This window comes from Motilibacter deserti (genome assembly GCF_011250635.1).
GTDB lineage: Bacteria > Actinomycetota > Actinomycetes > Motilibacterales > Motilibacteraceae > Motilibacter_A > Motilibacter_A deserti.
This window is the reverse complement of sequence record NZ_JAANNP010000063.1, coordinates 1-11,266: the sequence shown is the minus strand read 5'-3', so window position 1 is coordinate 11,266 and position 11,266 is coordinate 1. Positions and strand designations below refer to the sequence as shown.

At 77.0% G+C, this 11,266-nt stretch carries 6 protein-coding genes; 5 read left to right on the top strand and 1 reads right to left on the bottom strand.

The genetic code is table 11. The annotated features are described in order from the left end of the window. The 4 genes from G9H71_RS18930 to G9H71_RS18915 form a co-directional block, all read left to right on the top strand. Nucleotides 1-2,736 (top strand): exodeoxyribonuclease V subunit gamma (locus G9H71_RS18930; RefSeq protein ID WP_166284350.1); only part of this gene is annotated, 2,736 nt, incomplete at its 5' end. A 92-nt stretch (nucleotides 2,737-2,828) separates the two neighbouring features. Further along, on the top strand, nucleotides 2,829-6,251 hold the full coding sequence (locus tag G9H71_RS18925; RefSeq protein ID WP_166284351.1) for a UvrD-helicase domain-containing protein: 3,423 nt from the start codon (nucleotides 2,829-2,831) through the stop codon (nucleotides 6,249-6,251). Beyond that, nucleotides 6,248-8,149, top strand: coding sequence for an exodeoxyribonuclease V subunit alpha (recD, locus tag G9H71_RS18920; protein ID WP_166284349.1), 1,902 nt, complete (start codon nucleotides 6,248-6,250; stop codon nucleotides 8,147-8,149). Before G9H71_RS18925 ends, recD begins: the two co-directional genes overlap by 4 nt. Before the next feature lie 259 nt (nucleotides 8,150-8,408). Continuing rightward, on the top strand, nucleotides 8,409-9,080 hold the full coding sequence (locus G9H71_RS18915; protein ID WP_166284348.1) for a hypothetical protein: 672 nt from the start codon (nucleotides 8,409-8,411) through the stop codon (nucleotides 9,078-9,080). Here G9H71_RS18915 and G9H71_RS18910 read toward each other — a convergent pair. Beyond that, nucleotides 9,030-10,421, bottom strand: a complete 1,392-nt coding sequence (locus G9H71_RS18910; RefSeq protein ID WP_166284347.1) for a S8 family peptidase — start codon at nucleotides 10,419-10,421, stop codon at nucleotides 9,030-9,032. The two genes, G9H71_RS18915 and G9H71_RS18910, sit on opposite strands and share 51 nt — an antisense overlap. A 128-nt stretch (nucleotides 10,422-10,549) precedes the next feature. Here G9H71_RS18910 and G9H71_RS18905 point away from each other — a divergent pair. Further along, nucleotides 10,550-11,266 (top strand): tetratricopeptide repeat protein (locus G9H71_RS18905; protein ID WP_166284346.1); only part of this gene is annotated, 717 nt, incomplete at its 3' end.

Here is an 11,266-nt window from a genome sequence, read left to right as displayed (position 1 = left end):
GCCGACGACCCCGCCGGGACCGGGGTGCTCCGCCGCGCCGACGACGCCGGGGGCGGGGCGCTGCGCCGCGCCGACGACCCGACCGCGGAGCTCGCGCGCAACCCGCTGCTGGCCTCGCTCGGCCGTGACGCCCGCGAGCTGCAGCTCGCGCTGGCGGCGGCGGGCCCTGCCGTCTCCGTGCACCATCCGCTGCCCGAGCTGCCGGTGACGCTGCTCGGACAGCTGCAGGCCGCGCTGCGCGACGACACCCCACTGCCCGCGCCCGGCGACCGCCCCGCGCTCCTGCCGTCGGACCGCAGCGTGCAGGTGCACGCTTGCCACGGCCCCGCCCGGCAGGTGGAGGTGCTGCGCGAGACGCTCCTCGGGCTGCTCGCGGCCGACCCCACCCTCGAGCCGCGCGACATCCTCGTCATGTGCCCGGACATCGAGGCGTTCGCGCCGCTCGTCTCGGCGGCCTTCGGGCTGGGTGGTCAGGCAAGCGGTGGGCAGGCGAGCGGCGGGCAGTCCGGCGCGCACGCGGGCAGCGTGCCAGGGGCGACGGCGGCGGATACCGCAGGCGTGGACGGGGACCACCCGGCCCACGCGCTGCGCGTCCGTCTGGCCGACCGCTCGCTGCGCCAGACCAACCCCCTGCTCGGCGTGCTCGCGGCCCTGCTCGAGCTCGCCGGCTCGCGCCTGCCGGCGTCGCAGGTGCTCGACCTCGCCGGGCTCGCGCCCGTGCGGCGGCGCTTCGGGCTGGACGACGACGACCTCGAGCGCCTGCAGGACTGGGTGGCGCGCTCGGGGGTGCGCTGGGGGCTGGACGCGGCCCACCGGCGCCCCTTCGCCCTGGGCTCGTTCGGCCAGAACACCTGGCGGGCCGGGCTCGACCGGATCCTGCTCGGCGCCGCGATGGCCGAGGAGGGCGCGGGCGCGTCCTCCTGGCTCGGCCTCGCGCTGCCCCTCGACGACGTCGACAGCTCCGACGTCGACCTGGCCGGCCGGCTGGCCGAGCTCGTGGACCGCCTCGCCGTCGTGCTCGAGTCGCTGTCCGGCGAACAGCCGCTGCAGGCGTGGCTCGACGCGCTGGGGCGCGCGCTCGACGCCCTGACCGCGGTGAGCGACGCGGACAGCTGGCAGTCCGCGCAGGCCCGGGCCGAGCTCGCGGACGTCGCGGCGGCGGGAGCGGCGACGTCCGCGCCGGTCCGGCTCACCCTGCCAGAGGTCCGCGCGCTCCTCGCCTCCCGGCTGCGTGGGCGACCGACGCGGGCCAACTTCCGCACCGGGACGCTCACGGTCTGCACCCTCGTCCCCATGCGCTCGGTGCCGCACCGGGTCGTGGCGCTGCTCGGCCTGGACGACGGGGTCTTCCCGCGCAACGCGACGCCCGACGGCGACGACGTGCTGCTGCGCGACCCTCGCATCGGGGAGCGCGACCCGCGCAGCGAGGACCGCCAGCTGCTGCTCGACGCGGTGCTCGCGACGACAGAGCACCTCGTCATCACCTACTCCGGTGCCGACGAGCGGACCAACACGCCGCGCCCGCCCGCGGTGCCGGTGGGCGAGCTGCTCGACGCCGTGGACGCGCTCGCGGTGGCCGGCGACGACGGCCCGGCACGCGGCCACGTGCTCGTGCGCCACCCGCTCCAGCCGTTCGACGAACGCAACTTCACCGAAGGCGAGCTCGGGTCCCGCAGGCCGTTCAGCTTCGACCGTACGGCCCTGGCGGGCGCCCGTGCGGCCGCCGGCCCGCGCGTCCCGCCCCGGCCCTTCCTGGTCCGGCCGCTCCCGGCGCAGAGCTCTGTCGAGGGGGTCGAGCTCGAGTCCCTCGTGCGCTTCCTCGAGCACCCCGTGCGGGCCTTCCTGCAGCAGCGGCTGCAGGTCGGCGTGCTGGGCAGCGACGACGAGCCGTCCGACGTGCTGGCCGTGGAGCTCGAGCCGCTGGAGCGGTGGGCCGTGGGTGAGCGGCTGCTGCGCGACCGGCTCGCCGGCGCCAGCCCGGAGCGGTGTCGGCAGGCGGAGTGGCGGCGCGGCACGCTGCCCCCGGGGCCGCTGGGGAGCCGGGCGCTGGAGAAGGTCCTGGAGGGCGTCGAGCCGCTGGTCGCCGCAGCGGAGCAGGCGCGGAGCGGGGCCTCGGCGACGACGGTCGACGTGTCCGCGCTGCCGGGAGCCGGGCCGCGGGTCGAGGGCACCGTCGGCGGGGTGCACGGCGACACGGTCGTGAGCGTGACGTACTCCCGGCTCGCCGCGAAGCACCGGCTGCGGGCGTGGGCGGGCCTCGTCGCGCTGACCACGGCCCACCCGGGCACGCCGTGGCGCGCGGTGACGATCGGCAAGGGCCAGGGCGACCGGCCGCGGCGCTCGACCTTCGGCCCGCTGCGCCCGGAGGACGCCGCCGACGTGCTCGCCCGTCTCGTCGCGCTGCGCGCGGCGGGGCTGTGCGAGCCGCTGCCGATGGCGGTCAAGACGTCGGCGGCCTACGCCGACGCGCGGCAGCGAGGCGAGTCCGTCGAGGACGCGCTGGTGCGGGCGCGCGGGGAGTGGGCGGGCAACGACACCGTGCCGGGCGAGGCGGTCGACGCCGCCCACCGCTTGGTGTGGGGCGAGTCTCCGGGCCTGGAGCTCCTGCTCACGGCCGCCGCGGGGGCGGCCGAGACGGGTGCCGGCTGGGCCGCGGACGAGCCCAGCCGCTTCGGCGCTCTCGCCCGCCGGCTGTGGGCGCCGCTGCTCGCGGCGGAGACGCTGGAGCTGCTGTGAGCCCGCTGCCCTTCGAACCATCCGCCGGCAACGAGAGCTTTGCGGCTGCGGCGTTCGTGGATGCTTCCTTCGCTGATTCCTCCTTCGCTGATCTGCAGATCGCAGCGGACGGGCCGCCGCCCTTCGACGTGTGCGGGCCGCTGCCGACCGGCACGACGGTGTTGGAGGCCAGCGCCGGCACGGGCAAGACCTTCACCCTCGCCGCTCTGGCCACCCGCTTCCTCGCGGAAGGGGAGGCGCGGTTGGACGAGCTGATGCTCGTGACGTTCAGCCGGGCCGCGACGCAGGAGCTGCGCGAGCGCGTACGCGAGCGGGTCGCGGCCGCCGAGCGCGGCCTCGCCGACCCGGTGGCGGCGCGGGCAGGCGACGACCCCGTCCTGGCGCTGCTCGCCACGGGCAGCGAGGAGGAGGTCCAGGCCCGCCGGCGCCGGCTGACCGTCGCGCTCGCCGGCTTCGACGCGGCCACGATCGCGACCACGCACCAGTTCTGCCAGCAGGTGCTCACGAGCCTGGGCGTGGCCGGCGACACCGACCCCGACGCGGTCCTCGTCGACAGCATCGACGACCTCGTGGTCGAGGCTGTCGACGACCTCTACCTGCGCAAGTACGCCGCGGCGGGCGCCGACCGGCCAGCCTTCCCCCGGCGGACCGCCCTGGAGGTGGGGATGGCCGCGGTCTACGACGGCCAGGCCCGGCTCGAGCCGACGGACGCCGTCCCCGGCAGCGAGGCCTCCGAGCGCTACGGCCTGGCCGGCGCCGTACGCCGCGAGGTCGAGGTGCGCAAGCGCAGGCAGCGACTGCTGGGCTACGACGACCTGCTCACCCGGCTCGCCGACGCCCTGGAGCACGACGCGGGTGGTGGCGGCGCGGCGCAGGCGCGGTTGCGGGCGCGCTACCGCGTCGTCATGGTCGACGAGTTCCAGGACACCGACCCGGTGCAGTGGAAGATCCTGCGGCTGGCCTTCCACGGGCACGCGACGCTCGTGCTGATCGGCGACCCGAAGCAGGCGGTCTACGCGTTCCGCGGCGCCGACGTCGTGACCTATCTCGACGCCGTGCACGACGCCACCGACCGGGCGACGCTCGGGCTCAACTGGCGCACCGACGAGCCCCTCCTGCAGGCCCTCGACACGCTGCTGCGCGGAGCGGCGCTCGGCGATGAGGGGATCCGGGTCCGCCCGGTCCGCTCGGCCCACCCGGGCTCGCGGCTCGTCTCGGCGCCGGCGCCCGCGCCGTTGCGCCTGCGCGTCGTCGGCCGGCGTGGGCTCCCGCTCGTGCGCAACGGCGTCGCCCAGACGTCTGCGGTCCGCGAGCTCGTGACCGCCGACCTCGCCGCCGACGTCGTACGCCTGCTCTCGGCCCCCGGCCGGCTGCGCGACGGCGACGCCGAGCGCGACGTGCAGCCCGGGGACCTGGCGGTGCTGGTGCGGACCAACAGCCAGGGCGCCCTGGTGAGGGACGCGCTGCGCGCCGCCGGCGTCCCGGCGGTGCTGGGAGGGGGACCGAGCGTCTTCAGCACCTCCGCCGCCCGCGACTGGCTCGTCCTGCTCGAGGCGCTGGAGCAGCCGCACCGCGCGTGGCGTGCCCATGCGGCCGCCCTGACCAGCCTGCTGGGCTGGACGCCGGAGCAGCTCGACGCCGGCGGCGACGGTGCCGCAGACGAGCTCGGCCCGGTGCTGCGCGGATGGGCGCAGGTTTTGGCGACCCGGGGGATGGCTGCGCTCGCCGAGACGGTCTTCGCCGTGCAGCACGTCCCCGAGCGGCTGCTCGTGACGACCGACGGCGAGCGGATCCTGACCGACCTGCGCCACGTGGCCCAGGCGCTGCACGCGGCCGCACAGCGCGGGCAGCTCGGGCTGCCGGCGCTCGTGGAGGAGCTTCGCCGCCGCATCGCCGACGCCGCGACGGACACCGACGAGGAGCGCACCCGGCGTCTGGAGTCCGACGCCGCAGCCGTGCAGGTGGTCACGATCCACCGCAGCAAGGGGCTGGAGTTCCCGATCGTCTACGTCCCCTTCGGCTGGGACCGGTGGGTGCCGTCGACACCGGACCCGCTGCGCCTGCACGACGACGACGGTGAGCGGGTCCTCGACGTCGGCGGCCGCAGCGGCCCCGGGTGGGGGCGCCGCCGGGTCCGGCACGCCGAGGAGGAGGCGGGGGAGGACCTGCGGCTGCTCTACGTGGCGCTCACCCGTGCCCGGTCGCAGGCCGTCCTCTGGTGGGCGCCGTCGTCGAACACGCCCTCCGCGGCGCTGCACCGGCTGCTCTTCGGCGGGTTCGGGCCCGGGGACCAGCCGCCGGACACGGTGGGCGTGCCGACGGACGCCGAGGCGGTGGGGCGGCTGCGTGAGCGGCTGCACCCGGCCGGCGCGAACGTCTCGCTCGAGCCGGCCGAGCGGGTCGCCGAGCAGCCTCGGTGGAGCCCGCCACGGCCGCTCCCGGCTTCGCTGAAGGCGGCTTCGTTCGACCGGGCCCTCGACACCGCATGGCGGCGGACGTCCTACAGCGCCCTCACCGCCGCGGTGCACGCCGGACCGGCCGGGCACCCGCTGGACAAGGTCGGCAGCGAGGCGGAGGCGCCCGAGAAGGACGACGAGCCGGTGGTCCCCCCGCCCGACGCGGACACCACCGCCGAGCATGCTCATGCGGAGGCGCGGCTGCGCGCCATGCCCTCGCCGCTGGCCGCGCTACCGAGCGGCACGGCGTTCGGCACGCTCGTGCACGCGGTGCTCGAGCGGTTCGACAGCACAGTGCCCGACCTCGAGGCGGAGCTGCGCCGGCTCAGCGCGGAGCAGCTGGCCGTCCGACCCGTACGCGGCCTCGACGCGGCCACGCTCGCGGCGGCCCTGCTCCCGGTCGTCCGCACCCCGCTCGGCCCGCTCGCGGCGGGCCTGCGGCTCGCCGACGTGCACCCCGGGGACCGGCTCCCCGAGCTCGACTTCGAGCTGCCGCTCGCGGGCGGCGACCGCCCCGCCGCGCAGGTGGCGCTCGGCGACGTCGCTGCCCTGCTGCGCCGACGGCTGCCGGCGCACGACGTGCTGGCGGCGTACCCGGCCCTGCTGGACGCCCCCGAGCTGCGCGCTCAGCCGCTGCGCGGCTTCCTGACCGGGAGCATCGACTCGGTCCTGCGGGTGCACGGCCCGGCCGGACCGCGGTTCGTGGTCGTGGACTACAAGACCAACTGGCTCGGCGGGTTCGGCCCGGACGCCCCAGAGCTGAGCGCGTGGGACTACCGGCCGGAGGCGATGGCGGCCGCGATGTGCGCCGCCCACTACCCGCTCCAGGCGCTGCTCTACTCGGTGGCGCTGCACCGGTTCCTGCGGTGGCGCCAGCCCGGCTACGCGCCCGAGGCCCACCTCGGGGGCACGCTCTACCTCTTCCTGCGCGGCATGTGCGGCCCGGACACCCCTGTCGTGGACGGCCAGGTCTGCGGCGTCCTCGGCTGGCAGCCGTCGGCGCGGCTCGTGACCGAGCTGTCGGACCTGCTCGACGGTGGAAGCGAAGTTCAGCGATGAGCATTGCGTGGGACGACGCCCTCGACTCGGCTGCCGACGAGCCCTACGACGCCCGCCTCGCGCTGCGCGCGGAGGGCCTGCTGCGCGCATTCAACGTCGCGGGCGTCCTGCACGCCGCCGACGTCCACGTCGCCACCACGCTGGCACGGCTCGGCGGGGAGGACCGGCCCGACGTCCTGCTCGCCGCCGCGCTCGCCGTCCGGGCCGTACGCCACGGCTCGGTCTGTGTCGACCTGGCGACGGTCCGGCAGACCGTCGTCGTCGACGGCGTCAGCCGGGACGAGGTCGACGCGCTGGCCTGGCCCGAGCCGGCCGGGTGGCTCGACCGGTGCGCCGCGAGCGACCTGGTCGCGCCGGGTGCGCACCCGCCGGACGCGGATGCCCGCCCGCTCCGGCTGGACGCGGGACTGCTCTACCTCGACCGCTACTGGCGCCAGGAGCAGCTCGTCCGCAGCGAGCTGCAGGCCCGGGAGGAGCGGCCGCCGCCGGCCGTCGACGGGGAGCGCCTGCGCGTGGCGCTCGAACGGCTCTTTCCCCAGGAGCCGGACGGGCTCGGACTGCAGACCGCAGCGGCCGCGACCGCCGCCCGACGCTGGGTGACGGTCATCGCCGGCGGCCCGGGCACCGGCAAGACCACCACGGTGGCGCGGGTGATCGCGCTGCTGCAGGACGTGCACCGCGGCGCGGGAGCCGACGCGCTCGCGCTGCGCGTCGCGCTCGCCGCGCCCACCGGCAAGGCCGCGGCCCGGCTCGAGGAGGCGGTGCGTGCGGTCGGGGACACGTTCGGGCCGCGGGACCGGGCAGCGGTCGCCGGGCTCTCCGCGTCGACCCTGCACCGGCTGCTCGGTCGGCGCCGGGACTCGCGCACGCGGTTCCGCCACGACCGGACGAACCGGCTGCCCTACGACGTGGTCGTCGTCGACGAGACGTCGATGGTGTCTCTCACGATGATGGCCCGGCTGCTCGAAGCGCTCCGCCCGGACGCCCGGCTCGTGCTCGTCGGCGACCCGGACCAGCTGGCCTCGGTCGAGGCCGGGGCGGTCCTCGGCGACCTCGTGCACCGCGCGCCGGCCCCGGCGGGCGCGACCCCTGCAACCCCCGCTCCGGAAGGCGACGGGAGCGGGACGACGGACAACGTCGTGGTCCTACGGCACACCTACCGCTTCGGCGGCGGGATCGCCGAGCTCGCCCGCGCGGTGCAGGCCGGGGACGCCGATGCGGCGTTGAGCCTGCTGCGCGGCGGGTCCGGGCAGCTGACGTTCGGCGAGCAGGCGCCCGACGCCCCGCCCGCCGGGGCGGCGCTCGAGGAGCTGCGGGCGGCGGTCGTGGACGCCGGGCGCGACGTCGTGGCCGCGGCGCGCGGTGGCCGGGCCGCGGACGCGCTGCGCGCCCTCGACGCGCACCGGCTGCTCTGCGCCCACCGGGAGGGGCCGTACGGCGTCGACCACTGGAGCTCGGTCGTGGAGCGCTGGCTGGCCGAGGCGGTGGACGGCTACGCCGCCGAGGGCGAGTGGTACGTCGGGCGCCCCCTGCTGGTCACCGCCAACGACTACGAGACCGGCCTCTACAACGGGGACACCGGCGTCGTCGTCCGCGGCGACGGGCACACCGCGCGGGCGGCGTTCGCGCGCGGCGGCGACCCGGTGCTCGTCGCGCCGAGCCGGCTGGCGGCGGTCCAGACCGTCCACGCCATGACCGTGCACAAGAGCCAGGGCAGCCAGTTCGACCGGGTCTCGCTGGTCCTGCCCCCGCCCGACTCCCCGCTCCTGACCCGCGAGCTGGTCTACACCGCCGTCACCCGTGCTCGCACCGCCGTCACCGTCCTCGGCAGTGCCGACGCGCTGCGGGCCGCGCTGGCCCGCCCGGTGGCGCGGGCGAGCGGGCTGCGCAGGGCCTGAGGACGGTCCGCCGTCCGGTGGTCGGCCCCCGCGTACCTCTCGACCTCGAGGTGGCCGAGCGCTGTCTGCTCGCGACCCTGCCCCCGCGCCCACCGTGCCCGCGGCGGTGGCCGTGGCGGGTCCGGGCGGGGCGGTGACGGGCGCGGGCTGCCGGAAGGGCCACGACCGCGGTCTTGCGGTCGGACCCGCAGGGCGGGACCCTCGACGTCGAGAGAACGAGCCCTTCCGGAGCCGCCCCGTGACTCCTAGTATTCGTCCCGTGACCGACACGTCTGCCTCCCTCCAAGAGCGGCGCGAGGCGCTCAAGGTGGAGGCGGCCGCCCTCGCCGCCGCGGAGGAGCGGCTGGCCGTGCTCTGCGCCGAGGTGGCAGGCGCGCCCGGCCTCTCACGGCTGGCGCTGGCCGAGGACGAGCGCGACCGCGTCGCCGACCTGCGCGACCGGCTCGCCGAGGCGTGGGACGAGCTGGCGCGCGAGCGGGACGCGGCGGCCGAGCGGCGGGACCTTGCCGCCTCGCGCCGGGACCGCGAGGAGCCGGCGTACGCCGCCGCGGCCGGGCTGGCCGCCGGCCTGCTCCACCTGTCCTCGGTCGAGCGGGACTGGGCGGCGGCCGACCGGCTCGAGGCCCGGCGCGACCGGGAGCGCGCGGCGCGTGACCGGCACGCGGCCCGTAGCGCCCGCGAGGCGGCGGCGGCGTTCCGACGGGCTGCACTGGCCGTGGCCGGGCAGGGCGATGCGGTCGGGCAGGGCGACGTGCTCGGGCAGGGCGACGTGCTCGGGCAGGGCGATGCGCTCGGGCAGAGCGATGCCGTCGACCTGCGCGGCGCGGTCGAGGTGCCGCGCCGACGCGAGGCGGCGGCCGAGCTGCTGGCTGGCGCCCCGTCAGGAGCCGGGCAGCAGCCGGACACCCCGGCCGAACTGCGGGATCGGTAGCCCGCTGCGTACGACCCTGCGCGCGGCCAGCCGCGGCGGCAGCCCCGTCTCCGCGCACATGCGCGCCACCGCGCCGGCGACCTGCGGGGCGGCGAAGGACGTCCCGGTCCAGACCGCCCAGGAGTCGTCGCCGAAGGCGTCGGGTCCGGTGACGTCGTACGTCGGGTCCTCGGTGCCGCGCACGTAGGGCGAGACGACCCCCTCGCCGACGGTGGAGCAGTCGACCCACACCCCGCGGCTGGACCAGGCGGCAGGCGCCCCGTGCTCCGTGAGCGCGGCGACCGACAGGACCCGGCGAGAGGCCGCGGGCCAGCACGGGTCGTCGTCGCCGAAGTTGCCGGCCGCCGCGACCAGGACCGGGCTCTCCCCGCGCTCCTCGGCGATCTCGTCGATGACGTCGAGCGCGGCCTCGATGGCCACCGGGGCGGTGTCGTCGAGGGTCTTGCCGCCGAACGAGAGGTTGAGCACCTGCGCCCCGTCCCGGACCGCCCGGACCATCGCGCACGCGACCGCCACCTCACTGCCCAACCCGTCGCTGTCGAAGGCGCGGTAGACCCGGATCTCGGCGTCGGGGGCGACCTGGCGGACGCACGCGGCGACGAACGTGCCGTGGCCGGCACCGAGGTCGAGGTAGGAGTTGCCCGGGGACGGGAACGCGTCCAGCGGGTCCACGTTGCCGCCCCCGCGTACGACCTCCTCGAGCCACCCGTCGCTGCGCTTCTGGTCGCTGATGCCGCTGTCGATGACCGCCACCACGACGGGCGTGCTTCCGGACACGGACGCCGGCGGCTCGACGACGACGACCGACGTCGGCTCGGCGCCGCCCTCGTGCTTCATGACGATGCCGAGCGGCTCGACGTACTGCAGCCCGGCGGGTGTGTCCGTCGTGCGGACCTGCCGGACGGTGCGGTTGCGCTGGCCCGGGCCGGCCGTCGGATGGCGGTAGTCGGCGACCCGGTCCTCGAGCTCGGCGCAGCCGAGGGGCACCCGCTCGTATCCCGCCCGCTCGAGGATCCGGCGGACGGTCGAGCGCTGCTCCTCGTCGCCGGTCAGCGCGACGAGCGCGGAGCCCGCCACGACGTACGTCTCGTCCCCGCGGGTTGTCGGCACCGGCTCGAACCGCACCACGTCCTCGGGTGCGCCGGCGCGCCGCCGCTGCAGCAGGCGGACCAGCTCGCGCCGTGAGCCGTTGGCCGCGGCGGCCTGCGCGAGCTCGGCGGCCTGGGCGCGTACGCGCCGGGCGTCCCTGCGCTGCTGCGCTTCACCGCGGCGGTCGGGGAACTGCTCCCGGAACGGGCGCCCGAGCTCCCGATCGCGGCTGTCGTTTGGTGGTGCCTTCATGGGTCCTCCACGAGCGAGCGCCGCCCCCACGCGTCTTCTTGTACGCCCTGGCCCCCGTCGCGGGCAATGGTGCGGACGGCGGGTGCGTGCATCAGGTACGGCGGCGGCCGCCTCTGCCTCGTGTGCCCGTGGTCGCAGCGTCCCGGGAGGACGCAACCGCCCGGACGGCGGGCGAGCTGCTGGCTCGCGCCGAGTCCGTCTACCGGCTCTCCACCGCCGAGCCCGCCGCGGCGGCGGAGCCGTCGGCCGCCCTCGTTCGCGAGGCGCGCGCCGCCGCCGACGTCCAGGCCCTCGTGGTGGCCCTCCTCGCCCAGGCGTACTCGTCGCGGCTGCTGCTCGACCAGCATGGGGCGAAGGCGTTGCTGGACGACGCGGTCCGGACCGCGCGGCGAGCCGGGCTGGCCTCCCGCGTCGCGCAGGGGCTGCTGGCTCGCGCCGCCGTGAACCAGGAGCTGGGCAACGCCGCCGCGGCCGCCCGCGACCTGGAGGCGGCGCGCCCGCTCCTCGGGCCGACACGTACGGCCGAAGTGGACTTCCAGCGTGGGACGTTGATGCACAACGCGGGGCGGTTGAAGGAAGCCGCAGGCGCCTATCACCGCGCGCTCGCCGCCGGGACGCTGCCCGTGGCCGACAAGGTGCGGGTCGCCAACAACCTCGGCATGATCGAGGCCCAGCTCGGCCGGCACGAGCAGTCGCTCGGGCACGTCGCCGAGGCGCTCGAGCTCGCCCGCGAGGTGGGGCCGGCGGTCTATGCGGTCGCTGCCGAGGGACAGGCGTGGGCCACCGTGCAGGCGGGGCGGGTCACCGAGGGGCTGCGGCTCTTCACGCAGGCCGAGCAGCTCTGG

Bases quoted from the DNA above. Each gene is read 5' to 3' on its own strand.
- recD (WP_166284349.1), top strand. From the start codon at position 6,248: ATGAGCATTGCGTGGGACGACGCCCTCGACTCGGCTGCCGACGAGCCC.
- G9H71_RS18910 (WP_166284347.1), bottom strand. From the start codon at position 10,421: ATGAAGGCACCACCAAACGACAGCCGCGATCGGGAGCTCGGGCGCCCG.